Annotated in this window: 19 protein-coding genes; 6 read left to right on the forward strand and 13 right to left on the reverse strand. The window is 70.5% G+C overall.

Translation table 11 applies throughout. From position 1 onward, the window contains the following. Nucleotides 1-2 precede the first annotated feature (2 nt). A complete protein-coding gene (locus AC6EUL_RS15180; protein ID WP_499871077.1) occupies nucleotides 3-554 on the forward strand; it encodes an RBBP9/YdeN family alpha/beta hydrolase in 552 nt (183 codons plus the stop codon). Nucleotides 555-557: 3 nt separating this feature from the next. On the opposite strand, the gene AC6EUL_RS15185 is transcribed toward AC6EUL_RS15180, so the two are convergent. The 8 genes from AC6EUL_RS15185 to AC6EUL_RS15220 all read right to left on the reverse strand — a co-directional run bounded on the left by AC6EUL_RS15185 (nucleotide 558) and on the right by AC6EUL_RS15220 (nucleotide 8,916). Then, a complete protein-coding gene (locus AC6EUL_RS15185) occupies nucleotides 558-1,589 on the reverse strand; it encodes a YcjF family protein (RefSeq protein ID WP_499871040.1) in 1,032 nt (343 codons plus the stop codon). 21 nt (nucleotides 1,590-1,610) lie between these two features. Then, nucleotides 1,611-3,050 carry a YcjX family GTP-binding protein gene (locus AC6EUL_RS15190; RefSeq protein WP_499871042.1) on the reverse strand — a complete coding sequence of 480 codons (1,440 nt, stop codon included), beginning with the start codon at nucleotides 3,048-3,050 and terminating at the stop codon, nucleotides 1,611-1,613. Between the two features lie 113 nt (nucleotides 3,051-3,163). After that, nucleotides 3,164-4,411 carry a hypothetical protein gene (locus AC6EUL_RS15195; RefSeq protein ID WP_499871044.1) on the reverse strand — a complete coding sequence of 416 codons (1,248 nt, stop codon included), beginning with the start codon at nucleotides 4,409-4,411 and terminating at the stop codon, nucleotides 3,164-3,166. 54 nt (nucleotides 4,412-4,465) lie between these two features. Continuing rightward, nucleotides 4,466-4,984 carry a SixA phosphatase family protein gene (locus AC6EUL_RS15200; protein ID WP_499871046.1) on the reverse strand — a complete coding sequence of 173 codons (519 nt, stop codon included), beginning with the start codon at nucleotides 4,982-4,984 and terminating at the stop codon, nucleotides 4,466-4,468. Nucleotides 4,985-4,998: 14 nt separating this feature from the next. Further along, a complete protein-coding gene (locus AC6EUL_RS15205; RefSeq protein ID WP_056217224.1) occupies nucleotides 4,999-5,979 on the reverse strand; it encodes an aldo/keto reductase in 981 nt (326 codons plus the stop codon). Between the two features lie 98 nt (nucleotides 5,980-6,077). After that, nucleotides 6,078-6,929, reverse strand: coding sequence for an AAA family ATPase (locus tag AC6EUL_RS15210; RefSeq protein WP_499871049.1), 852 nt, complete (start codon nucleotides 6,927-6,929; stop codon nucleotides 6,078-6,080). 98 nt (nucleotides 6,930-7,027) lie between these two features. After that, nucleotides 7,028-7,678: a hypothetical protein gene (locus AC6EUL_RS15215; protein WP_056269654.1), complete on the reverse strand. Its 651-nt coding sequence runs from the start codon at nucleotides 7,676-7,678 to the stop codon at nucleotides 7,028-7,030. Continuing rightward, a complete protein-coding gene (locus AC6EUL_RS15220) occupies nucleotides 7,675-8,916 on the reverse strand; it encodes a hypothetical protein (protein ID WP_056382411.1) in 1,242 nt (413 codons plus the stop codon). Before AC6EUL_RS15220 ends, AC6EUL_RS15215 begins: the two co-directional genes overlap by 4 nt. A gap of 264 nt (nucleotides 8,917-9,180) precedes the next feature. Here AC6EUL_RS15220 and AC6EUL_RS15225 point away from each other — a divergent pair, with 264 nt between their 5' ends. Further along, a complete protein-coding gene (locus tag AC6EUL_RS15225; protein ID WP_499871051.1) occupies nucleotides 9,181-11,022 on the forward strand; it encodes a cation:proton antiporter domain-containing protein in 1,842 nt (613 codons plus the stop codon). Nucleotides 11,023-11,040: 18 nt separating this feature from the next. Here AC6EUL_RS15225 and AC6EUL_RS15230 read toward each other — a convergent pair whose 3' ends face one another. Next, on the reverse strand, nucleotides 11,041-11,583 hold the full coding sequence (locus tag AC6EUL_RS15230) for a hypothetical protein (protein WP_499871053.1): 543 nt from the start codon (nucleotides 11,581-11,583) through the stop codon (nucleotides 11,041-11,043). 239 nt (nucleotides 11,584-11,822) lie between these two features. On the opposite strand from AC6EUL_RS15230, the gene AC6EUL_RS15235 reads away from it, so the two are divergent. Continuing rightward, nucleotides 11,823-12,998: a vWA domain-containing protein gene (locus tag AC6EUL_RS15235; RefSeq protein WP_056269663.1), complete on the forward strand. Its 1,176-nt coding sequence runs from the start codon at nucleotides 11,823-11,825 to the stop codon at nucleotides 12,996-12,998. A 33-nt stretch (nucleotides 12,999-13,031) separates the two neighbouring features. Beyond that, nucleotides 13,032-13,484 (forward strand): bleomycin resistance protein, encoded by a 453-nt coding sequence (locus AC6EUL_RS15240; protein ID WP_499871055.1) that lies wholly within the window; start codon nucleotides 13,032-13,034, stop codon nucleotides 13,482-13,484. Here the strand turns inward: AC6EUL_RS15240 and AC6EUL_RS15245 are convergent. Both AC6EUL_RS15245 and AC6EUL_RS15250 read right to left on the reverse strand, forming a co-directional pair. Beyond that, the gene (locus AC6EUL_RS15245; RefSeq protein ID WP_499871057.1) at nucleotides 13,459-13,779 is read right to left on the reverse strand and encodes a 2Fe-2S iron-sulfur cluster-binding protein; all 321 of its coding nucleotides are present in this window, start codon (nucleotides 13,777-13,779) and stop codon (nucleotides 13,459-13,461) included. The two genes, AC6EUL_RS15240 and AC6EUL_RS15245, sit on opposite strands and share 26 nt — an antisense overlap. 181 nt (nucleotides 13,780-13,960) lie before the next feature. Continuing rightward, on the reverse strand, nucleotides 13,961-14,311 hold the full coding sequence (locus AC6EUL_RS15250) for an Hpt domain-containing protein (RefSeq protein WP_082559303.1): 351 nt from the start codon (nucleotides 14,309-14,311) through the stop codon (nucleotides 13,961-13,963). 279 nt (nucleotides 14,312-14,590) lie between these two features. Between AC6EUL_RS15250 and AC6EUL_RS15255 the strand changes: the two genes are divergently transcribed. Further along, nucleotides 14,591-22,651, forward strand: coding sequence for an apolipoprotein A-IV repeat region-like domain-containing protein (locus tag AC6EUL_RS15255; protein WP_499871059.1), 8,061 nt, complete (start codon nucleotides 14,591-14,593; stop codon nucleotides 22,649-22,651). Between the two features lie 85 nt (nucleotides 22,652-22,736). On the opposite strand, the gene AC6EUL_RS15260 is transcribed toward AC6EUL_RS15255, so the two are convergent. Together AC6EUL_RS15260 and AC6EUL_RS15265 are read right to left on the reverse strand one after the other, a co-directional pair. Next, nucleotides 22,737-23,201, reverse strand: coding sequence for a DUF1489 family protein (locus AC6EUL_RS15260; protein ID WP_244472604.1), 465 nt, complete (start codon nucleotides 23,199-23,201; stop codon nucleotides 22,737-22,739). A gap of 82 nt (nucleotides 23,202-23,283) precedes the next feature. Further along, nucleotides 23,284-24,408, reverse strand: coding sequence for a hypothetical protein (locus AC6EUL_RS15265; protein WP_056382423.1), 1,125 nt, complete (start codon nucleotides 24,406-24,408; stop codon nucleotides 23,284-23,286). Nucleotides 24,409-24,607: 199 nt separating this feature from the next. Between AC6EUL_RS15265 and AC6EUL_RS15270 the strand changes: the two genes are divergently transcribed. Further along, the coding region (locus tag AC6EUL_RS15270) for an MFS transporter (RefSeq protein ID WP_499871062.1) at nucleotides 24,608-25,271 on the forward strand (664 nt) is incomplete at its 3' end.

Genomic DNA, 25,271 nt, shown 5'->3' on the forward strand with positions numbered 1-25,271 from the left:
CCATGAAGATTGCCGACTGCGAGATCCTGATTTTGCCGGGCTATGCCGGCTCTGAAGACGAGCATTGGCAGGTTCGCTGGGCCGATCGGCTTTCCACGGGTCGAATCGTTGTACAAGACGACTGGCATCACCCTGATGCTCAAGCTTGGCGCGCGCGGATCGTCGGGGCTGTGAACGGCGCGACCCGCCCCGTGATCCTGATCGCGCACAGCCTCGGCGTTGTGGCCGCGGTGCAGGCCGCCTCGGACTTCGCGCCGGGCGTTGTGCGCGGTGCGCTTCTCGTCGCCTTCCCGGACGTGGAGACGACGCCGAACCTGCCCGCCAGCGTCACCGCCTTCGCACCGGTGCCGCGCTCTCCCTTGCCCTTCCCGTCCCTGGTGGTCGCCAGCCGCAACGATCCCTATTGCAGCTACGCCCGTGCCGAGGACTTCGCTTATGCCTGGGGTGCTGTCGTGGTCGATGCGGGGGAGGCCGGGCACATCAACGTGGCGAGCGGGCACGGTCCCTGGCCGGAAGGCCTGATGCGCCTCGCCGGCTTCATGAAGACCCTGTAGCGATCAGCCCTTCGCCTCATCCGTCAGCGGCTTGAGCAGTTCGCCCGCCACGTCCGAAAGTCGCGGCGGCGCCTCACGCACGAACGGCAGCGGCCGGCAGACCGCCAGCGCGGCAAGGCCGAAGCGAGCCGTCATTAGGCCGTTAAGGACACCCTCGCCCAGCTTCGCCGAGACGCGGGCGGCAAGGCCGAGGCCGAGCACCTGCTGGATCATACTCTCGCCGACCGCCATGCCCCCCGTCACGGTGAGATGGGCGAAAGCGGCACGCGCCAAGCGCAGGAAGCCGAAAAAGCCCGGGCGTCCGCCATAGATCGTGGCGATCCGGCGCAACAGGCGCACGGCGGCAAAGATCACGAAGGCGACGTCGACAATGGCACGTGGACTCAGGGCGGTCACCGCCGACACCTGCTTGGCCGAGGCCGCGATGGCGTTGCGAGCCTGGCGATCGAGGGGCGCGAGCAACTCGTGCTCGGCGAGGCCGATGCGGTCGTCCACATCGAGGATCGCGTCGCCGAGGGTGGCGAGACGAGCACGGCCCGCCGCCAACGCGGTACGCTCGGCGTAGAGACCCGTCAGGTCACGCACAACGGCCTGCGCGGCGGAATGGTCGCGGGTGGCAATCGCCTCGATCGCCTTGGCGCGGACCCGCTCGATCTGGCGCTCGCGCCAGATCCCCGACAACTCCCGGGCGACGAGGGCTAGGAATGCGACTGCCGCGACGGCCAGCAGGACCAGGGCGACGGTGCCGAGCCAGGGGGCGGCGCTGAACAGGTCTGCGATCAGGCGCTCCACCGACAACCCGACGCCGAGGGATACGAGACCTCCGAGAGCGATAAGAAGCAGGCTGAGCCACGGAGCGCGCGCCTTGGGGGCGACAGGCACCGCAACACCGTCGGCCGCATCGACGACCTCGAAGGGCTCTTCGACGATTCGGACATGGGCCGCCACCGCGGGAGACGGCGCAATGCCGTCGGTGATCTCCTCGGATCCGCTCGGCGGAATGCGAAAGGCACGGGGGCGGTTGCTCGAGCTCATGACTGGGACATCCCGGAGGTCTTAGGCGAGTTTGTCGCCGATGAGGAACTGCATGGCGCGGTCGAGCCGGATCTGCGGCAGGTTACCAGGCCGGCCGAGGGCATCGGGTTTCACGAGGGGCGGTCGGAAGCGGGGAAACCGTAAGGACCCGGGAGGGACGGCTCCTTCCAATACCAATTCCGGGCGCTGCGGCAGCTCACCGGGGAAGATCGCCGCCTCGCTTAAGCCGTCGAAGATCTCGTCCCCGACGCGCTCGCCCGCTTCCGGCGTACCGGATACGGCACGGAGGATCTCGTCTCCGTCATGCACGGTGGTCTCACGCGTTGCCCGGACCGAGGCCAGGGCGACGGTGCCGACCCGTGCGCCTGCCGCTTCCGTCCGCCGCATCGCCCGCGAAACGAGCAGCCGTAGCAGGGCGTCGAGGCGATCGTGGCTCGTCTGGTGCAAATGGTCAGCCTTTGTGGCGGCGAACAGGATCCGCTCGGCGCGTGGCGCAAACAGCCGGGACAGAATCGTGTTGCGCCCGATGCGGAAGCTGAGAAGCACGGCATCGAGCGCCTCCTCGAGCTCGGCCAGCGCGGCCGGTCCGGCATCCACCGCCGCCAGGACATCGACGAGGACGATCTGCCGATCGACTCGCTGGAAGTGGTTGCGGAAGAACGGCTCGACGACCTTCGCCTTGTAGGCCTCGAAGCGGCGTTCCATCAGTCCGGCGAGACTGTCCGGCGCCAGGATCTCAGGCAGGTTGTCGAGAGGCGCGAAGGTCAGGGCCGGCGAGCCGGCGAGATCGCCAGGCATCAGGAAGCGTCCGGGCGGTGTGGTCGCCACGGCTTCGGGACCGGCGCGTAGGGCCGAGAGATAGGTCTTGAAGCCGGTGCTGGCGCGCTCGGCCACCACCTCATCAAGGGGGCCGTGCGGGTCGAGCCCCCTCAGCATCTCGAGCCAGGGCGCGGCCATCGCTCCGCGGCCACTTCGGCGCGTGCCCGCGATGGTGGCGCGCGACCAGGCGGTGTAACTCTGATCGATCAGTGCGAGGTCGAGAAGCCACTCACCCGGATAGTCCACGACATCGAGCATCAATATGCCCGGACCGGAGCGCCAGCCTTCGGATCTCTCATACTCGATGGCGAGGCGGAACTGGCTGATCCGGTCGGTCGAGCGTGGCCAGAGTCGCTGCTCGGTCAGGGCAGCGTAGTGGTCCTCATAGGGAAAGCGCGGAATGTCGTCGTCCGGCTGCGGCACGAGGCGCGCCCGGCGCAGGCGGCCCTCGTGGGCCGGCGCAAAGGCCGGAAGGGCATGGGCTTCGACGAGGTGATGGATCAGGGCCGTCGTGAAGACGGTCTTGCCCGATCGCGCGAGACCGGTGACGCCGAGCCGCAGGGTGGGCTGGATCAGCAGGTCGCTCGATGCCTCGGCGAAAGCCTTGACCGCGGAACCCGCACGCGCGGCGAAGCTGTTCATGGCAACCTTCTCATGGGGCGGGTTGGGGAAGGCGAGGCTGGACGCCGCAGCGATGTCGCTGAGGTGGCGCGACCACAACGCCGCTGCAAGACGTGCGGGTCAAGCCTCGCTGCTCAGGGTGCCGTGACCGGTGCGTTGGCGGCGGCAAGGGTGTTGGTATCGAGACGCTCAATGGCGGTCTCCACCAGGGCCGGGGCAGCGCGCAGGGCCCCGAGCTCCACGCTCGACATCGCCTGCATGACCGGGCGCAGGTTCGGCAATGGACGTCCGTCGGGTCCGAACAGCTCGAGGTCGTCTTCGACTTTCAGGCCGACGCTGGCGGCGATCCGCGTGGCATAGTTGCGGATGCGGGTCTCATCGTTGCCGCAGACCGGCGCCGGCACGCTCAGATCGAGAAGCGGCAGGCTCGACGCGCCCGCCGCAATCGCCGGCAGAGCGGCGGACTCCGCCACGAAACGCTCCTGCAGACGCGCCACCGACCCGGCTTTCGTAGGCGGCACACGCTGTTGAGCCGTCGATGCGGCGCTCAGAACAGCGCTCGGCTCGACGAGAAGCACGGATGGCCTGGCGATCATCGTCGAGGGCTTCACTAAAATTTCGGAAGGGCGGACCAGCAGTGCCGATTTCGATGGCGTCGCCGCTGCCAACTTCGTGGAAGCTGGACCTTTGGCTGTCTCGCGCACCGGGCTCGGACGCCCCCGTAGGCGCGCCAGGGGCGACCAAGGCTGAATTCGCAGAGGGCCGCCCCGTCCCACAATGGCCGCGCGGGAGATGCCGCCGCGTGAATGGCGAGCCAGGAAGCGGGCCCGGAGCGTGCCGCCGATCCCGCGGGGCGCGATCTCCGGAGAAATCCTCGTGCCTGTTCGACGGCTCGCGAGGGGTGCGACCGACCCGCCGATCCGGCACTCTGCGGGAGCCCAGCGCCGCACGATGGCGAGGGCCGACCGGCGGCCGAATTCGCGATAGTAGCGCCGAAGCAGCTGCGCCGCCGCATCGGCGCCATCGGCCGCGGTGGCGAATCCGGTATGACCCTCGCTGTCCGCGCCGATCTCTCCGTTCCAGCGGGCCTTCTTGATGCACCAGTAATTGTTCAGCTTGACGCAACGGGCGACGAAGGCCGGGGCGCCGGACGTGTAGCGGGCCACTAGAGCGAGTGAGGCGGGGCGCAGGCTTTCGGCTGCCTCATAGCGCCAGTTCGAGACGGCCCGGCCCTCGGATTCGAAGACCGGGAAGGGCGCAGAATTCCTTTCGGATGCCGCAGATGCCATCCGCCAGCGCGTCGCGTCCGGTCGAAGATCTTCGATCGTCCCCTCCAGGCGCGGCAGCAGCGTCGAGAGGACGAGGAGCGTGGTCAGGAGCACGGGATCTGCGAAGCTTGTTCGGGATCAGGGCAACGGCGTCCGGGCCAGAAGGGTTCAATCCGCGATGTCGATGTCCCTCGGGGCGACGAACCGCTCCAGCCGTCCCATCCCGGCAGCGACCGCATTCCAGGCGTCCCCGTCGAAATCTAGGACCACCACGGAAGCGGTGGGAAACTCCAGCGCCAGCCGCTTGCGCCCGTCCTTGTCGCCGGAGCCGGCCAGCCGCATCGCCAGATCCTGCAGGCCGGGATTGTGACCGATCATCAGGAGGCTCCCCACGATATTCGGCGTCGACCGCACGATGGCGAGCAAGGCCGTTTCCGGCGCCTCGTAAATCGATGGGACGATCTCGGCCTCGGGCCCCTGCAGGGCGCTCTGTATCGCATCCCAGGTCTCGCGGGTGCGCTGTGCCGGAGACACGACGACCGCCTCGGGAATCAAGCCTTCGGCCGAAAGGTACGCCCCCATCTGCGGGGCGGCGCGCTTGCCGCGGTTGTTCAGCGGGCGATCGAGATCGGCGATGCCGGGCGGACGGTCGGATTTAGCGTGACGCAGGAGGATCAGGCGACGCATGCGGGCTTGGACTTTCAGGTGAATCCGACGACGGGATGCGGGGTATAGGGCGCTTCGAGGGCACTCACCTCCTCGCTCGTAAGGTCGAGATCGAGAGCCGCGACGGCATCCGCGAGATGGCTCGGCTTTGACGCGCCGATGATCGGCGCGGTCACCACCGATTTCTGGAGCAACCAGGCCAGGGCGACTTGGGCGCGCGGCACGCCCCGCGTGGTGGCGATGGTCGAGACCTGAGCGACGATGGCCCGATCGGCCGCATCCGCGGAGGCGTAGAGATGCCGGCCGACCTCGTCGCTATCCTGACGCGCGCTGCGCACATCCCAGTCGCGGGTCAGCCGACCCCGGGCCAGAGGGCTCCAGGGCAGCACCGCGATGTCCTGATCCAGACAGAGCGGCAGCATCTCGCGCTCCTCTTCCCGGTGCAGCAGGTTGTAGTGGTCCTGCATCGTGGCGAAGCGGGTCCAGCCGTGGCGGTCGGCCGTGAAGAGCGCCTTGGCGAACTGCCAAGCGTACATCGATGAGGCGCCGATGTAGCGGGCTTTTCCGGCCTTCACCACGTCGTGGAGCGCTTCCAGCGTGACCTCGATCGGCGTCCCGTAATCCCAGCGGTGGATCTGGAAGAGGTCGACATAGTCGGTGCCGAGGCGCTTGAGACTGGCATCGATGGAGGCGAAGATCGCCTTGCGCGAGAGTCCACCGGCATTGGGCTGGCTCTTGAGAGGAAAGAAACACTTGGTGGCGAGCACGACGGCGTCGCGGTCGGCATAGTCGTGCAGGGCGCGCCCGACGATCTCCTCGCTGGTGCCGTCCGAATAGGCATTGGCGGTGTCGAAGAAGTTGATGCCGAGATCGAGCGCCCGCTTGATCATCGGCCGGCTCTCGTCCTCGCGCAGCGTCCAGGGATGGGGACCGCGCTCGGGAACCCCGTAGGTCATGCAGCCGAGGCAGAGAGGCGAGACGTCGAGGCCGGTGCGACCGAGCTTCTTCAGATTCATCGGAAGCGTTCCACTGGAGACGAACCTTGCTCGGGCCACCCGATCTATCTGGGTTCCGCCGATGCGCCGGGCCAGGGGCAGACGCCCGATGGTGCGGCTTAGTTACCGCGCTGCTCGCGCCGCATGAGGAAGGCGAGCTTCTCGAACAGCCCGACATCCTGCTCGTTCTTCAGGAGCGCACCGTGCAGCGGCGGGATCAGCTTGCGGCCATCGCGCTCGCGCAGGGTCTCGGGCGCCACGTCTTCGGAGACGAGAAGCTTGAGCCAGTCGAGTAGCTCGGAGGTCGAGGGCTTCTTCTTCAGACCCGGGACCTCGCGGGTCTCGAGGAAGACGCGCAGGGCCTCCTCGACCAGACGGTGCTTGATGCCCGGATAGTGTACCTCGACGATGGCCTTCAGGGTCTCGGCGTCGGGGAACTGGATGTAGTGGAAGAAGCAGCGCCGCAGGAAGGCGTCCGGCAGCTCCTTCTCGTTGTTCGAGGTAATGATGACGATCGGGCGCCGTTCGGCCCGAACCGTCTTGCCGGTTTCGTAGACGTGGAATTCCATCCGATCGAGCTCGGTCAGGAGGTCGTTCGGAAATTCGATGTCGGCCTTGTCGATCTCGTCGATGAGCAGCACCGGGCGCTCGGGGGCGGTGAAGGCCTCCCACAGCTTGCCGCGCCGGATGTAGTTGCCGATGTCCGAGACGCGCGGGTCGCCGAGTTGGCTGTCGCGCAGGCGCGAGACCGCGTCATATTCGTAGAGGCCCTGCTGCGCCTTGGTGGTCGACTTGACGTTCCAGGTGAGGAGCGGCGCACCGAGGCCCTTGGCGATTTCCTCGGCCAGCACCGTCTTGCCGGTACCGGGTTCCCCCTTCACCAGCAGCGGTCGCTCCAGCACGATGGCGGCGTTCACCGCCGTGGTCAGGTCGGAGGTCGCGACGTAGTCGGCGGTGCCGGTGAAACGCATGGCGGAACTCGCGGGATGGGGACGCTGAGACATCCGGGGTTAGAGCGCGGCCGGGATCCCCGCAAGGCACCGTCCGCGGCCGACGAAGACCGGTCGTGCTAGAGCGTCTTTCCGTCGTGCCAGACGCAGTTCGATGCCAGGATGCCGAGGTTAACGTCGGATTTCTGCGGTTGGGGCAGCGTCTTTCCGTCCATAGCGAGATCGATCTTGATCTCGACCTGCCCCTTCGCCTCGTTCTGGCGCCGGGAGAAGTAGCAGTATTGCTGGAACGGCTGGTCTTCGTTCGCACGAAAGTTCCAGCCGGTGACGATTTGGCCGTCCATGTAGGGCACCTGCTTGAACACGGTGAAGGTGGTGTTCACGGGGGCCTTCGAGGCCGGCGCGGCGTCGTTGCCGAGCTGCGCCTTCGTCGGAATCGGCGCTCCACCCGCCTTCGGCACCCCGCCCTCGAGCTTGAGGACGTTATCCGTCAGTGTGACCTCGCCCTTGGTCTTCAGGGTCACGTCGGACAGGGCCGCCTGCATCGCGGCCGCAATCTTCTCCGCCGCCGAATCGAACTGGTTCATGTAGGCGTAGCCGTAGGACGCCGCGCCAAGTCCGGCGCCGGCGAGAAGCAGGAAGGCGCCTGCCCCGATGGAGCGGAACAGGAAAGCGCGAGCGGCGATGATGCGCGCCTCGGCCCGAAGGCGTCCGTTCACGCTCTGAGCGAGGACGACATTCTCGGGGGTGCCGGAGGTATGGATGCTCACGCGCCGGCTCCTGCGCTTGCGGCCTGTGTCGAGCCACGTCGATCGATCGGGATTACCGCGCCGCCGGCCGCGGCCGTTGCCGGAGCAGGAGCCGCGGGGGCCGGGGCCTGGGCAGCGACGGAAGGCTCATCCGGCACGCCTCGAGGCTGGCTCAAGGCCATTTCCTGGCGCAGGGCGTCGGTGATCGAGTCGAGCATGTAGGGGGTCGCGGCCGGGTCGACGGTGGCACCGAGGTCATCCTCGTCCATGAAGGTCTTGCGCACCGACACGGCGCAGAGGGCGAGGATCGTCGACGCGAAAGCGGCACAGACCGCCGGCACGAACACGAAGATCCGCAGGAAGGCGTGGACCTGCGCCTCGCTCACGTCGATCGGGTCGACGCCGTAGACCATGGCGGTGAAGGAGTGCAGCTGCGAGCGGTTGACCGAGTTGCGATAGGCCTGCTCGGCGTCGGCGACCTTGCGCTCCGCCGCGCCCCGATCGAGGTCGCCGCGGGCCTTGCGTGCCTCTTCGAGCATCTTCGTCACGGCGCCCCGGTCGGAGCCGGCCTTCGCGACGCTCGCATTGAGGGTCGCCGTGCGCGGATCGGTGACGCACTTCATGTTCGAGTAGCGCTGACCACGGCTGTTGGTGCCGTAGACGCGTTCGCAGCGCTGCGCCGGCAAGCCGGCGAGCTGGCTGGCGTTCTCGGCAGCGCGCTTCTCGATCTGATCGAGCTCGGTCGTGTACTGCGCGACCCGCGCATCCGCCGTGGCGATGCGGTTGTCGATGGTGCCGCGATCAGCCTGTGCGTCCTTCAGGGCGGTCTTCGCCTTGGCGGCGTCCATCAGGCGCGGATGAAACATCATTTCGCCGAGCTGGGACACCGACTTGGTGGTAACGCCGGCCGCGAAGATGATGCCGACGATCGCCAGCGCGCGGATGAAATAAGAGCGCTGCGTGCGGGCCAGAATCCCGAGGGGGACGCGGCACAGCTCCACCGCCGCGTAGACCAGCGGGGCGAGCAGCATGAAGTAGAACGCCTGCGAGTCGCCGTCGCTGTAGACGCCAGCGAACAGCCACGCTCCCCAGAGCGAGGCACCGATGACCATGAACTCCACGAGATAGGCGATCGCGACGTAGCCCCACTTGATGCGGTAGCCCCTCTCGATATGTCGTTCGTGAGTCCAGCGGTCGGACTCCCGGCGCCAGTCTCGGGCTTCACGTTGCACGTCGCGGTTGGGCGGCGTCTTTCGCATGGGGCACTCGTGTCTCGAAACGCGACGCTGCGCGCTTAACCGTCCGTTAAGGCTTTGCCTTATGCGCATATTGTGCCGTTTTTGCGCCGCATCAGCGGTGCTGACCAGCACGGTCTCCCCATCCGAATGGTCGCAGCCGACCATTTTGTTGTTTCCGCGTGTGTGCGCTGTTGCGCCGGGATGGCCCCGGTGCCCATGGTCATCGACGGACTGGGCCGGGGCGCCCCCGTCCATTGCTCCGGCCGCTGGAGACATCCCCGACTGATGACGGACGTGCACGCCGGCTCCTATAAGGAAGCGATCCTATTCCTCGTCACCGCGGGCGTGGTGGTGCCGTTGTTCCATCGGCTGCGCATAAGTCCGGTGCTGGGCTTCATCGGGGCGGGCGCACTCCTCGGTCCCTTCGGTCTCGGACGCTTCGCCGAGACGCACCACTGGGTCTCGACCTTCACCATCGCCAACCGGGCGGAGATCGCGCACCTCGCCGAGTTCGGCGTGATCTTCCTCATGTTCATGATCGGCGTCGAGCTCTCGTGGGAGCGTCTGCGAACGCTCCGCCGCCTCGTCTTCGGCCTCGGCTCCATCCAGGTCCTTGCCTCCTCGGTCGTGATCGGCCTGATCCTCCTGTCCCTGTCAGTGCCGCTCGCCGCCGCGATCATCGTCGGACTGGCCCTCGCTCTGTCCTCGACCGCGATCGTGCTGCCGGTCCTTGCGGACCAGAAGCGACTGAATACCCCGGCGGGCCGCGCAAGCTTCGCGGTCTTGCTGTTCCAGGACCTCGCGGTGGCCCCGGTCCTGTTTGCCATCGCGGTGCTCGGCAGGAACGACGGCTCGGATGTGGGGGGCGCCCTCGCCCTCGCGCTCGGTCAGGCGGCTGTCGCCATCGTGGTAATCGTCGTGGTGGGACGTGTGGCGCTGCGGCCGCTGTTCCAGCTGGTGGCCCGAACGCGCTCGCCCGAGCTGTTCATGGCGGCCTGCCTCCTGGTCATCATCGGCACCGCCGTGACGGCTGCCGCCGCCGGGCTCTCGATGACCCTCGGCGCCTTCGTGGCCGGGCTGTTGCTGGCGGAGACCGAGTATCGCCGCGCGATCGAGGCGACGATCGACCCGTTCAAGGGCCTGCTGCTGGGGGTATTCTTCGTCTCCGTGGGCATGAATCTCGATCCAGCCCACCTCATGTCGGCCCCGGGCGCGGTGCTGGGGCTCGCCCTAGCCCTGATCCTCATCAAGGGCGCCGTCATCGTCATCGCCGCGCGTTTCCTGAAGCTGTCCCGGGCAGTGGCCGTCGAAGCAGCCCTTCTGCTGGGTCCCGGCGGCGAGTTCGCCTTCGTGCTGATCGGTGGCGCCTTGGCGGGCGGGCTCGTGCCCGAGGAGGTCGGGCAGGCCGCCCTGGTCGTGACCACGGTGACCATGATCGCGATCCCGGCCCTCGCCGTGCTGGCGCGCCGCGTCGGCAAGCGACTCTCGACCGCGCAGCTCGGCCGGGCGCGGGCCGAGCCGGTGCCGGATCGTCAGCAGAACCGGGTCATCATCGCGGGATACGGCCGCGTCGGGCGGCTCGTTGGCGAGATGCTGGTCCGGCACAAGATCCCGTATCTCGCCCTCGACGCGGATGCGGCCCGAGTCTCGGAACATCGCCGTCTGGGCAATCCGGTCTATTTCGGAGATTCGGCCAATCCCGAGCTGCTGCGCCGCTGCGACATCGCCAATGCCCGGGCCCTCGTCGTTACCCTGGACAATCCCAGGGCCGTCGAGGCGGTGGTGGAAGCAGCCCGGGCCGAGCGGCGCGACATCACCATCGTGGCGCGGGCGCGCGATGCCCGACACGCCACCGCGCTCTACGAGATGGGCGTCGATGATGCGGTTCCCGAAACCATCGAGGCATCGCTCCAGCTCTCTGAAGCCGTCCTCGTCGATGTCGGCGTGCCGATGGGGCTCGTGATCGCTTCGATCCACGAACGACGCGACGAGTATCGGGCGATGCTGAAGCGGAAGGAGACCGAGGTCCGGCCGGCCTTTCGGGCTCGCCGCACCGTCGGCAAGGTCGTGGAAGTCCGGGACGCGACGCCTGCGGACGAGGCCAAACCGGTCAGCAAGACCGCCTGAGGAACGAACCCGAGCGCTTCAGAGCAGCCGGCCCTGGCCACGGGGGGGCATCACGGGCACGGACAGGGAGTTCGAAGCGGGTGGTTTGGATGGACCGGGGACCGTGCCGCCCCGCCCGGCCTTGAGCTCCGGTGGCGGCTTCGGAGATGCCGGCTTGAGGGCATCGGGCGGCTTCGGCGTTCGGGGCTTGGCCCGACGGACGGACGAATGGGCTGCCGGATCCATGCCGGGAGCGTAGCTGCAGCGATAGACGATCTCGTCCGGCGGACCGAGGCCGGTGTCGAGCGGGATCGTCACCGTATCGTCGTTGAAGCGCCATTTGCGCGTGCCCTTGTCCCAGTAAAGCCAGATCGTCGTCGGATGCCCCTGGATCGAGAAGATCGCCGCCTTCTTGGAGACCGCCCGGATGGTGCGCGGCTCGTACATTCCCTTGGCCCGGTAGGCGTCCGCGAAGGAGGCGGGTTGCCGGTCGATGAAGGTGTTGCGCACCACCTGAATCGTCGCGCCCGGCTCCGAAAGGAACCGCTTGAAATCGCTCAACGAGCGCAACGCGAGCGCCATGTCGGTCACTCCCAACTCAACCCGAAGACCATGCGCCCTGACGACTTGCCCTGACTTGCACGAGACCGTGGGGCCAAGATGTTCGATTCAGATGACAAGTCCTGTTCGCTGGAATAACGTCCGCTTGGCACTATCAACAGAAATCCTGGGTTATACCCAGCTTAACGTATGTGACTCGGCCAGGCGTCGGGCGCGGGTCGGGTCTTGACCACGACACCGGCTTCCCGCGTTGTCACCCCATGCTGCTCCAGTTCTTCACCGCCCTGCGCGACGCCAAGGTCCCCGTCACGCTGCGGGAGTTCCTGACGCTCCTGGGTGCGCTCGACCGGGACCTTGCCGAGAAGCGGATCGAGGAGTTCTACCTCCTGGCCCGTACGGCCCTGGTGAAGGACGAGCGCAACCTCGACCGTTTCGACCGCGTGTTCGGCACCGTGTTCAAGGGCATCGAGACCCTGGGCGCGGCATCCGAACCGACGCCGATCCCCGAGGAATGGCTGCGCAAGCTCGCCGAGAAGTACCTTACCGATGCCGAGAAGGCGGAACTGCAGGCGCTCGGCTGGGACAATCTGTTCGAGACCCTGAAACAGCGCCTCGCCGAACAGCGCGAGCGCCACCAGGGCGGTAACAAGTGGATCGGCACCGGCGGCACCTCGCCGTTCGGGGCCTACGGCTACAATCCGGAGGGCATCCGGATCGGCCAGGACGGCAACCGCAACTTCCGCGCCGTGAAGGTCTGGGACAAGCGAGAATTCCGGGACCTGGACGACACGGTCGAGCTCGGCACACGCAACATGCGGGTGGCTCTGCGACGCCTGCGCCGCTTCGCCCGCAGCGGCGCCGCGGACGAACTCGACCTCGACGGAACGATCCGCGAGACCGCCGCCAAGGGCTATCTCGACGTGAGGCTCCGGCCGGAACGGCGCAATGCCGTGAAGGTGCTGCTGTTCCTCGACGTGGGCGGCTCGATGGACTTCCACGTGGCTTTGGCCGAGGAATTGTTCTCCGCTGCCCGCTCGGAGTTCAAGCACTTCGAGCACTTCTACTTCCACAACTGCCCCTACGAGCGCGTCTGGCGCGAGAACCGGCGCCGGCACGACGAGACACTGCCACTCCTCGACGTGCTGCGGACCTATCCGCCGGACTATCGCGTGGTGTTCGTCGGCGACGCCTCCATGAGCCCGTACGAGATCGCCATGGCGGGCGGATCGGTGGAGCACTGGAACGAGGAACCCGGCGAGGTCTGGCTGAACCGCATCCTCGAGCGGTTTCCGAAGACGGTCTGGCTGAACCCCGTTCCGGCGGAACACTGGGCCTACACCCAGTCGATCGGGATGATCCGCCGGCTGATGGGAGAGCGCATGTTCCCACTCAACCTCGAAGGCATCGATGCGGCGATGCGGACTTTGGTTCGCTAGGGAAACTTGGGCTCAGGAAAACGCGGAGTTTCGATGTCGGATTCCCTGCCGTCAGGCGGGTTCGCCCCCCTCGTCCCCGAACTCAATGTGCGCGACTTGGCGCGAAGCGTGGCCTTCTGGTGCGACGTCCTCGGCTTCGCGTGTGCCTACGGAAGACCCGAGACTGGGTTCGCCTACCTCGAACGTGACGGCGCGCAGGTGATGCTCAACGTGATCAATGGCAATTGGGCCACCGCGCCCCTGAAGCCCCCTTTCGGCCGGGGCATCAACCTTCAGATTACGGTGCGGTCCGCGGCCGAAATCGTCACGCGTCTCAGTGGCATCGATTGGCCGCTGTTCCGGCCGTTACACGACGCCTGGTATCGCGCCGGCGGCGAAGAGGTCGGTTGCCGGCAGTTCCTGGTGCAGGACCCCGACGGCTACCTCCTCCGCTTCAGCGAGAGCCTCGGACGCCGCCCCCTCAGCCCTGACGGGCCGGCGTCGTGACGCTGAGACCGTCCAGCTCCGGGGTGATGCGGATCTGGCAGCACAGCCGCGAGGTCGCACGCACGTCGGAGGCGAAATCGAGCATGTCCTGCTCCATCGCCTCGGCGGGCCCCACGACAGCGGCCCAGGCCGCATCGACGTAGACGTGACAGGTGGCGCAGGCGCAGGCGCCGCCGCATTCCGCATCGATCCCCGGCACGTTGTTGCGGATCGCCGCTTCCATCACGGTCGATCCCACGTCGCCCTCCACGGTCCTGGCCGTTCCGGCGTGGTCGACGTAGGTGATCTTGGGCATCGGGGGCTCCGGGCTCGGACAACGCGTAGTACGGCCGGTTGTGCGGCGCAGAGCCTGCCTTGAAGGGGCAGGCCTCCGAATGCAAGCGCGCTCGCCGACCGGGCGATGTTTCCTGCGCTTACGCCGCAGCGGCCGCGCCGTTCCATCGACGAGCCGCGACGCGACGTCCGGGCCCGGTATTTCAGAGGGGTCGCGTCGAGGTCGCGAGGGTTTCGACGATTGCGGCGGCGAGCGTTTCGGCGGGGACGTCCGTCCCACCGGCGCGCAACGCGTCCTCGATCGCCCCCGAGATCCGGGCGACGCGGACCGCGCCGATCCCGAGAGCCGAGCCCTTCAGGGTATGGGCGAGGTCGGCCCGCTCGGCCGGCTCCCGGTCCGGATCGACGATTCCCGGCAGGAGGCGGTGGCACTGGTCCGCGAAGAGCCCGAGGAGCTCCGCGGCCAGCGCGGCGTCGCCGAAGGTCTGGCGCGACAGGTGATCGGCATCGAGGAGCACCGCCGCCGACGGGTCTGGGAAATCCGGTTCTCGCACTGCATCCTCGCGCGCCTGCGGCGGCGGCCATCCTGGCTATCCACAGCTGACCCCCGCCGTCGTTCGCTTCCGTCTACGCGTTGAGGCATCATGCAGAAAGACGACGGCGCGGTACCGGCCCTCGGCTTGGTAACCATTCCGTTAAGGTTTTTTGGGCGCTGCGGCCGGCTCGGGTATCCGAGCCCTGTGCCGAAGTCTAAAGTTCCTTGGTAAATTGGTAAAAGTAACCTTGATCGACGGGCGCGGCCGCCGATCGGGATACGCGTAACGAGGCGTTGAATGGCCACGGAAAAGAAGCTCAAGGACCCGGCCGAGGCGGCTCTGTCGGCGATCGAGCAGGCTCTCAACCTCGACGCTTTCGCTCAGGGCGACGAGGCATCCCGGGTGGAACCCCGCCTGCCGGATGTCGGCGACGGCGATCCCTTGCGCGATCCCAGCGGTCGCCTCGCGCCGCCCCGCCTCGACCTCGACCAGCCCCTCGCCTCGGACCTGCCGCCGCCGGACCGCAACCGGCCGCGCCGCGAGGGCGGCCTCCTGCCGCCCGACCGTTCCATGGTGGCCAACGACGATCGCCAGAACATCGGCATCCTGCAGCAGACCCTGCGCGTGCGCCCCTCGCGCACCCCCTACCTCATCGCCGCCGCGGCGGGCGCCCTCTGGATCGCCGGCCTCCTCGCCCTGGCCTGGGTGCAGTCCTCCGGCGACCTGCGCGGCTTCTTCCAGGGCCTGACCGCGCTTCAGGGCGCCGTGGCGGCGACCGCCCTCGTGGGCCCCGTGGTGCTGTTCGCCATCATGGGGATGCTCGCCGTGCGCGCCCAGGAGATGCGCCTCGTCGCCCGCGCCGTGGGCGAGGTGGCGATCCGTCTGGCCGAGCCCGAGAACTTCTCCACCGACGCGGTGCTCACCATGTCGCAGACCGTCCGGCGCGAGGTCGCGGCGGTCGGCGACGGCGTCGAGCGGGCCCTGGCCCGGGCGGGCGAGCTCGAGACCCTGGTGCGCGGCGAGATCGCGACCCTGGAGCGGGCCTATTCCGACAACGAGATCCGCATCCGCTCCCTCGTCGAGGAGCTCGTCGCCCAGCGCGAGTCGATCATCGCCAATGCCGAGCGCGTGCGCGGGGCCATCACGGGCACCCACCAGAGCCTGACGGCGGAGCTCGACGGCGCCGCCGAGCGCATCGTCTCCGCGGTGAACGGCGCCGGCGACCGGGTCACCAGCGCCCTCGATGCCCGCGGCGAGGCCATCACCTCGGCCCTCGGCGACCGCGGCGACGCCATCACCGCCGCCCTCGGCGAGGCCGGCGACCGGGTGGTCGAGCTGGTCTCCGGCCGCGGCGACGACCTCGTGCAGCGCCTCGCCTCCACCAGCGAGGGGGTGCGCGGCAGCCTCGCGGAGGTCGGTAGCGCCCTCACCCTGTCCCTGGAGACCCGGGCCGACGAGGTCACCCGGGCCTTCGAGCGTACCGGCGGCATCCTCACCACCACCCTGGCGGAGAATGCCGGGCAGGTGGCGCGGACCCTGGCCCAGACCGGTTCCGAGGTCATCGAGGCCCTGAACCGCCAGGGCGGCGAAGTCCGCCAGACCTTCGAACTGTCCGCGCGCGGCCTCGAAGAGGCCTTCCTGGCCCGCGGCTCCGAGCTGACGGCCCAGTTCTCCTCGACGGGCGGCGAGATCACCGCGCGCTTCGCCGAGACGGGCGATGCCCTGCGCGCCCACATCGCCGAGACCGGCGCCGCCCTCACCCACGACATCTCCGTGCGCGGCGATGCCCTGCGCAGCGAGATCGAGACCGCCGGCACCGGCGTGTCTGCCCTCATCGAGGCCCGGGCCCGCGAGGCCCAGACGGGTCTGGCCGCCGCCGCCGGCAGCATCATCGAGACCTTCACGGCCCGCGCCGACGGCGTGCGGGAGGACCTCGTCCGCTCCGTCGACGGCATCGCCTCCGGCCTCGACACCCAGGGCGGCGCCCTGGCCGATCGCATCGAGACCGCCGCGGCCCGTCTGCACGAGACCATCACGGTCCACGGCTCGGAAGTCTCGAACCTGTTCGAGACCCGCGGCCGCGACACCCAGGCCGGCCTGGCGCTGGCCGCCAGCGCGATCATCGAGAGCTTCGGCGCCCGCGCGGACGCCCTCCGGGAGACCCTGATCGGCTCGGTGGAGGACGCGACGACCCGCCTCGACGAGCGCGGCGGCACCCTGGCCGAGCGCATCGAGGCCGCGGCCACCCGCCTGCGGGAGACGATCGACGTGCATGGCGGTTCGGTCTCCGAGCGCATCGACGCGTCGGGCCGCGAGGCCCAGGCCGCCCTGGCCCTTGCCGCCAGCGCCATCGTGGAGACCTTCGGCAACCGGGCCGGCGGCGTGCGCGACGACCTCCTCCGCTCGGTGGAAGGCCTCGCCAACGGTCTGGACCAGCACGGCGCGGCCCTGGCCGAGCGCATCGAGACGGTGGCGAACCAGCTGCATCGGACCGTCACGGTCGAGGGCGCGACCCTGGAATCCACCCTCGGGGCGACCGGCGATCGCGTCGGCGAACTCGTGCGCCTGCGGACGCAGGAAGCCACGCAGACGCTCGAGGGCGCCCTGTCGGCCCTCGGCTACACCTTCGAGACCCGGGCCCTGGAGGCGGTGGACAGCCTGCGCGCCACGGCCGCGACCCTCGAATCCGAGATCGGCAACCGGACGTCCGAGGCCGCCGACACCTTCCGCCGCAGCGCGGAGGAGACCACCGTGGCCCTCGGCGCCAGCACCACCGAGGCCGCGCAGTCCCTGCGCCGCGCCTCCGCCAGCGCCACCGGCGAGCTGGAGGCCCGCACCGTCGAGGCGGTGCAGATCTTCGAGACCCGGCTGGCCGCCACGTCGGCCGATCTCGCGGCCCGGACCGCCGAGGCGGCCGAGCTCCTGCGCAACGCCGCCGACGGCCTCGGCGGCACGGTGGGCAGCAGGGCCAGCGCCTCCATCGAGGCCCTGCGCAGCACCCTGGATGCCGTCAACGACGAGCTGGCCCGGCGCGCCGAGGAGGCCGCCGGCACCATCGCCCGTGCGGCCGACGGCCTCGGCGGCGATCTCATCGCCCGCATCCGCGACGTCGAGACGGTCTTCGACAACCACGGCCGGACCCTGGGCAACCTCATCGCCTCCCAGGCGCAGGACGCCCAGACCCAGCTCGCCAATACCGGGCGCGACATCGTGCTGGCCGTCACCGCGCAGGGCGCGCGGGTGAACGACGCCCTCAACCAGACCGGCGCCAGCTTCGCCGACACCACCGAGACCCGCGTCCAGGCGATCGACCGCGTGCTCAACGACCGCCTCGCGACCCTCCAGGAGACCATCGCCCGCGGCGACATCCTGGCCGAGCGCATCGCCCGCGACACGGCCGCCCTCACGGAATCCGTGTCCGGTCGCCTCGAGGAGATGGACCGCGTCATCACGGTGCAGGGCAAGGTGGTGGCCGACAGCATCGCCGCCCGCACCCGGGAGGCCCAGGAAACCGTCGAGAGCCAGCTCGGCGCCCTCGAGGAGCGCTCCGCCCGGCGTTCGACCGAGATCGGCGAAACCTTCGCCAACCTGGTCGCCCAGATCGACGGCCATCTCGGCGGCCGCGCCACCGCCCTGAACGAAGCCCTGATCGTGCGGACCGCCGAGATGGCCCGCGTCATGGCCGAGGGCGGCCGCGACCTGGTCCAGGCCCTCGACACGCGGGCGGACACCATGGCCCTCGACATCGCCCAGCGCGGCGCCAGCCTCGGCGACGTCCTCGGCGAGCGCTCGGCGGACATCGCCCGCCGCCTCGACGAGCAGACCCTGGAGCTGTCCCGCCGCCTCGACGAGGGCGCCGGCCGCTTCGATGCCGGCGTGCTCGGTCGCCTGGAAGCGATCGGCACCGCCCTCGAGGAGCGCAGCCGCCTCATCGAGGAGTCGTTCGGAGCCCAGGCCTTCGAGGCGATCCGCCTGATCGAGAGCCGCACCCGCGCGGTGGACGAGGATCTGGCGACCCGCACCCGCGAGCTCGTCGACATGATCGTCGAGCGCACCGGGAGCGCCAACCAGGCCCTCGACACCCAGGCCGTGGCCATCCGCGAGGCGTTCTCGCAGCGCGCCGACGAGCTCGTCCGCCTCATCGATGCCCGCACCGCCGCGATGGGCACCGAGCTCGACGAGAAGGGGCGCGCCGTGTTCGGCGCCCTCGGCGGCCGCATCACCGAGCTCGCCCGGCTGTTCGACCTCGGCAGCAATTCCCTCGGCGCGGTGCTGGAGCAGCGCGGCGAGACGATCCTCGCTCGCCTGCGCGACATGGTCACGGAGGCCGATCGCCAGCTCAGCGAGGGCGAGGGCCGCCTCGGCACCACCCTCGACCGCCGGACCTCCGACATCAGCTCGCTCCTCGACGAGGGCGTGCGCACGGTCCACCAGCTGCTCGACGACCGCACGGGGGAGATCCGCGCGCTGCTCGACAACCACGCCAGCTCCCTGGGCTCCAACTTCAGCGACCGCATCGCGCCGCTGCACGACACGCTCGACCAGCGCGGCCGGGCCTTCGTGGACACCATCGCGGCCAGCCTCGGCAGTGCCGCCGAGGCGGTCGAGGCGCGGACGCAGGCCCTGGCCACCCTCTTCGACGAGCGCATCGAGCACCTCGACGAGGTGGTCGACCGTCGCGGCGGCAGCCTCGCGGACTCGGTCGAGGCCAGGACCCGCGCCCTCGCGGAGACCTTCGACCAGCGCATCGGTGTGCTCGACGAGCTCGTGGACACCCGCGGCAGGCGCCTCACAGAGACGCTGGGGGCTCAGGCCCAGAGCCTGGTCGAGCAGTTCGACCAGCGCCTCGGAAGCTTGGACGACGTGGTCGAGCGCCGGAGCGGCGAGATGGCCCAGGCCGTGGACGAGCGCACCCGCGCGCTCGCCAACCTGTTCGACCATCGCATCAACATCCTCGGCCAGCTCGTCGACCATCGCGGCGCGCAGCTGACCGAGACCCTCGAGGGCCGGACCGAGGCCCTGACGGCCCTCCTCGACCAGCGCATCGGCGCCCTCGACGCGATCGTCGACGGCCGCGGCAACCACCTGACCCAGTCGCTCGACGCCCGGGCCCAGGGCCTGCGCGGCCTGTTCGACGAAGTCCTGAGTGCCCTCGACGGCCTGATCGACGGCCGCGCCGAGGCCCTGACCGACCGGGTCGAGACCCAGACGCGCGGCCTCACCACCCTGTTCGACGAGCGGCTCGGCGCCCTCGACCGCCTCGTCGACCACCGCACCGGCACCCTGTCCGACGAAGTCGATGCCCGCGCCCAGGCACTGGTCTCGCTCATCGACACGCGGGTCGGTGCCCTCGACCAGGTGGTGGATGAACGGGCGGGCGCCCTGCGCCAGCAGGCCGAGGCCATGGCGCAGGCCCTGGTCTCCCTCTTCGAGGAGCGCGCCACCGGGCTCGCCGCACAGGCGGACGACCGGACCCGCGCCCTCGTGGCGATCTTCGACGAGCGCCTGGGGGCCCTGGAGGGCCTGGTGGACGGGCGCGCCGGCACCCTGGCCGACCGCGTCGAGGAGCGGACCCGCACCCTCGCCTCGGTGTTCGACACCCAGCTCCGGACCCTCGACGAGACGGTCGAGCACCGGGCCGACAGCCTCTCCCGCCAGACCGAGGAGCGCGGCCTCGCGCTCGCGGCGATCTTCGACGAGCGCCTGCGCGCCCTCGAGAGCCTGGTGGATGGACGCGCCGGCGCCCTGGCCGACCGCGTCGCGGAGCGGACCCACACCCTCGCCTCGGTCTTCGACAGCCAGCTCCGGACCCTCGACGAGACCGTGGATCACCGCGCCAACGTCCTGGCCCAGCAGGCCGAGGACCGCGGCAGCGCCCTCGCGGCGATGTTCGACGAGCGGCTCGCGGCCCTCGGCGGCCTCGTGGAGGCCAGCGCGGCGGAGTTCGCCCGCACCATCGACACGCAGGGCCAGGCCCTGACGGAGGCGGTGGACAGCCGGTCGGAGGCCTTCACGAGCCGCATCGACACCCGGATGAAGGTGTTCGCCACCCTCGTCGCCTCGCGCGGCGACGCCCTGGCCACGGCCTTCGACGACCGCCAGGACGCCTACGCGTCCCTGGTCGACCAGCGCACCGCGGCGATGCTGGCGGCCTTCGACGCGCGGGTCGACCGCCACGCGGCCCTCGCCGAGGCGCACAGCCAGGCCCTGGCCGCGGCCCTCGACCAGCGCAACGAGGCCGTGGCGGCCCTGCTCGACACCGGCACCGGCGCCATGACCGAGGCGTTCGACCGTCGCTCGACGGCCCTGGCCGGACTCATGGAGGCCCGTGGCCAAGCCCTCGCCCGCCGGCTGGCGGAGAGCGCCGAGACCATCACCCGCGCCATCGAGACGGGGGGCGGTGCCCTGGTCGAGACCCTCGACGGACGCGGGAACGCGGTGGTCGCCCAACTGACGGACCAGTCCGAGCGCCTGCGCGAGATCGTGGACGGACCGGCGGCCCAGCTCGTGGAAGCCCTGGCGCTGCGCGGCGACGCCATCGAGCGCGCCCTGCAGGAGAGCGGCGCGCCGCTGGTCGCCGCCATCCGCGAGCGCACCGAAGCCCTGGCCGCCCAGTCCCGCGCCTCCGCCGAGACGCTGCTCTCGGCCATCGACGGCGGTGCGACCCGGGCCATCGCCTCCCTGAACGACGCCAACGCCCAGATGCGCGGCGAACTCGCAGCCATCCTCGAGCGGATCGACGGGGCCAACGACGCCCTGCGCGAGCTCCTGGCGGGAACCGGCCAGAACCTCGGCCATATCGAGGCGGGCCTCTCGCACCGGATCGCCGACATCCGCGACGGCCTGGCGGCCGTGGCCAGCGAGACGGATCGGGCCAGCGCGGGCGTGTCCGAGCAGGTCCACCTTCTCCGGAACGTGGCCGAGGGCGCCCTGCGGGACGCCGCCGAGCTGGCGGCCTCCCTCGACGAGCGCGGTCGTGCCCTCGACGAGATCGGCCGCACCCATGCGGGGACCCTGCGGCAGGCCGTCGGCCACCTCGAAGGCGCCGCCGGGCAGCTGCAGGGCGCGGCCGGCCAGATCCAGGGCGCCGAGAGCCGCCTCGCGGACCGTCTGGGCGAGCGCGAGGCCGCCATCGCCAGCGTGCTGTCGCGGATCGAAGAGCGCTCCGGCACCCTCGACGCGCAGACCGCGCGCTTCGACGCGATGATCGGCGAGACCCTGCGCGCCGCCGAGGAGCGGGCGCGGGCCCTGGGCACCAGCCTGTCCGAGACCGCCGCGGGCGCCGGGACCGCCGTCGCCGCGGCGTTCGAGGGCCTGCGCGCCAGCGCCGACAGCGAGAGCGGGCGCACCGCCGAGGCCGTGCGCACCGCCATCGAGGCGGCGTCGCAGCAGATGATGGGCGTCCTCGAAACCGCCTCCGGCCGCTTCGGGGACTCCGTCTCCGGCCTGCGCGAGATGGCGGCCGAGATCCGGCGCGAGCTCGATGCCACCCGGGCCGACCTCCAGCGCGGGGTGCTGGAGATCCCGCGCGAGACGCAGGACGCCACCGGCGAGATGCGCCGAGTGGTCTCCGAGCAGCTCAAGGCCCTGACCGAGCTTTCCGGCCTGGTCCAGAGCGCGGGCCGCGCGGTGGACGCGGCGGTTCCGCAGGTGTCGGAGCCGAAGCGCCCCGCCGCCCCGGCGCCGGCCCCCGCTCCCGCCGCGACCGCTCCGGCGAAGGCCGCCCCGGCCAAGCCGGTCGCGGCAACGGCCAAGCCGGTCGCGGCAACGGCGGCGAAGGCCGCGGCTCCGGCGGGCCGCCCCGGCACGTCGATGAACCTCGTCTCCGCCCCCGCGGCGGGACGGACCGGCCCGGCGTCCCGCGCCGAGGCCCGGCCGGGCGAAGGCCGCGGCTGGCTCTCCGACCTGCTGACGCGGGCCTCTCTCGACGAGGATGCGGACCCGGCGCCGGACGCGCCGGCTGCGGCCACGACGCAGCAGGCGGAAGCCCAGAAGAACGCCGCCGAGCGCGGGCGCACCGCCCTCGAGACGATCTCCAGCGACATCGCCAAGATGATCGACCACCAGACCGCGGTGGAGCTGTGGGAGCGCTATCGCCGGGGCGAGCCGAACCTGTTCGACCGGCGGATCTACACGGCCCAGGGCCGGCAGACCTTCGAGGAGGTGCGCCGCCGCTACGCCGCGGACGCCGATTTCCAGCGCACGGTCGACCGCTACGTGGGCGAGTTCGAGCGCCTGCTCGGCGACGTCTCGAAGAACGACCGCGACTCCTCGCGGGCGGATGCCTACCTCACCTCGGAGACCGGCAAGGTCTACACCATGCTGGCCCATGCCAGCGGCCGCTTCGACGGGGCGTAGGGCCCCGCACGCCCCGGACCGGACGAACGGACCCCCCGCCCTCCCCCCGGAGGGCGGGGGTTTTTCCGTCGCGGATTGGCGCGCGTCAGATCAGGCCGAGGCCGGCGAGTTCGCGGCGCAGGGATTCCGGCATCTCGGCGAGCCCGCCCGCCGTGCGGGCGTCGAGGTCGGCCGGCGCATCCTCCGCCTTCAGGTAGCGCCAGCCCTGGAACGGCCGGCAGGGACGCGGCGACACGGCGGTGACGTCGGGCTGCAGGATCAGCCGGCAGCGGCCGATCCCGTCCGCGTCCGTGAACGGCGTGATGGCGGTGATGGACTGGCGGCACAGCAGCGTGCCCTTGATGACCCAGTAGATCGAGCCGCGCCCGACGATCTCGGCGGCGCGGGTCGGCACCATGCGGGTGGTGTGCACCGGGGCGGGATCGCGCCCCTCGCGCAGGGCCGCCGCGCGGGTGTGGGCGATGCGCGCCTCGAGATCGCCGATGCTGGCGGGACCGACGCAGAGCTTCAGCAGGTGCAGGGTTTGGGCGGCGGGCATGACGGCGGGCATGGCGGCGTTGTAGCAGCCGCGCCGCAGCCGCGCGCCTCCTTCCGTGGACGGCGCGACCCCGCGCCGCTCACGGGTTCGGTCCTCAGGAGAAGAGCGCGCGCTTCTCGTCCTCGGACAGCGCATCGATCTCGGCGAAGGCCGTCGCGATGTCGGTCTGCGCCTGCTCCGAGACCCGGATCGTCGCCGTCGGCAGCGTCTCGGGCAGATCCCCGGCCGGATCGGCCTCGTCTTCACCCGTCGGGCTCGGCTCGGCCTCGGGCTCCTCCGGCGCGACCATCGCCTCGGCCGCATCCGGGGCCGCGGGCTCGGCCGCTTCGGAGACAGCGAAGGCGGCCTCGCCGGGCGAGGGTGCGTCCTCGGCGTGCGGGTCGTCCGCACGCGCGGACGCCTCCGGGGGCGCCGTCGCGGAGGCGCTGTCCGCCAGGGCGTCGGTCGCCTCCAGGAAGACGATGTCGTCCTCGGCGGACGGGTCGTCAGACAGCGGCGCCCGGGCGAAGGCCACGGGCGGCACCGGCTCCGCGGACGATCCGTCCATGTCGATGTAGCGGTCGACGTCGCTCTGGCAGAGATCGGCCTGAACCTCCGGCGCGCTCGACCCCCCGGGGCCCGCCGGGACCGGATCGAGGGCATCGCCCCAGATCGCCATCATGGCGGCGAGGCGCTCCTCGAGGTAGCGCAGGGTGTGGATGATGCGCGCCGTGCGCTGGGCGGTGAGGTCCTGGAACGAGCAGGCGGTGTAGATGGCGGTGGCGCGCCGGTCGAGCTCGTCGCAGATCGCGGCGTCGGAGCCGGATTCCCGCAGGGTCCAGGCGGCCTCCTGCACGTGCTCGGCGGCGCTGAGGATATCGGAGGTCGCGTTCTCGGTGGAGCGCACGATGGCGTCGAGGGCCGCGGAGGCGCCGCCGAGCCGGCTCTGATCCTGCTCGGGTGCGTTGATGGCGGCGATCTCGGCCTTCGTGCGGGCGATGGCGTGGGCCATGTCCATGAGGTCGCCGCGCACGCGCCCCATCTGGCTGCTCTCGCGATCGCGGGTGACCACGCTCTCCAGGCGGGCGATCGCGTCGAGGAGGATCCCCGTGTCGCTGGTGCGGTTGCGGCGGAGATAGGCGTCGAGGAACCAGCGACCGCGCTCGCTCTCGGTCATCGCCGCTTCGATGCGATCGTATTCCGAGATGTCGAGGGACGTCAGCGAATGGGAACTCGACATCAAGTACGTGTCCTTGGCCGCGGGGGCCGGCACGCGATGGCCGGGTCCAAGCCGTCTCAGGTTGACAGGATCGTTTTAACGCCGGCTTTACGCAGCGTCCGCCTGACGCGACGTTCCCACAGGCCCCCCTCGTCCCAGTCCGGTCGCTGTGTCTGACCCTTCTCCTGCTCCCCCGGAGCCGAACGCCTTTCGGCTGTCGGTGCTCTACGCCGTCGTCTTCGTCGAGATCGGCATCGCCATGCCGTTCATGCCGGTCTGGCTCAACGCCCTCGGGCTCGACGCGGCCGTCATCGGCGCCCTGCTGGCCCTGCCGATCGCGATCCGCATCGTCGCCACCGCCCCCCTGGTCGGGCTGATCGACCGGGGGATCGCCGCGCCGCGGATCCTGCTCGCCGGCAGCCTGGTCCTGGCCGGAACCTACGGGCTGATGCCCACGGGCGCAGCCCTCGGCTGGCCCGTGCTCGCCCTCCTCATCGCGCTGAATGCCGTCGCGGCCGCGCCCCTGGTGCCCAGCATCGACTACCTCACCCTGGGGGCCGTGCGCCGGAGCCGCCGCCTCGACTACGCGCGGATCCGGATGGCCGGCTCCATCGGCTTCCTCCTCGCCAACTTCGCCGGCGGCGCCGCCCTCGGGGCGATGGGCGAGCGCCTCGCCGTGCCCCTCCTCCTCACCGTGCTGGCGCTGATCGCCGCCGGGGTCGTGGCGGCGGCCCGCATCGACGCGCCCCCCGACCCGCCCCCCCTCCGAGCCGCCGCGCCCACCCCCCCCCCCCCCCCGCCCCCCCGCCCCCCCGCGCCCCCCCCCCCCCCCCCCCCCCCCCCCCCCCCCCCCCCCCCCCCCCCCCCCCCCCCCCCCCCCCCCC

Source organism: Methylobacterium sp. 001424705, from assembly GCF_059816145.1.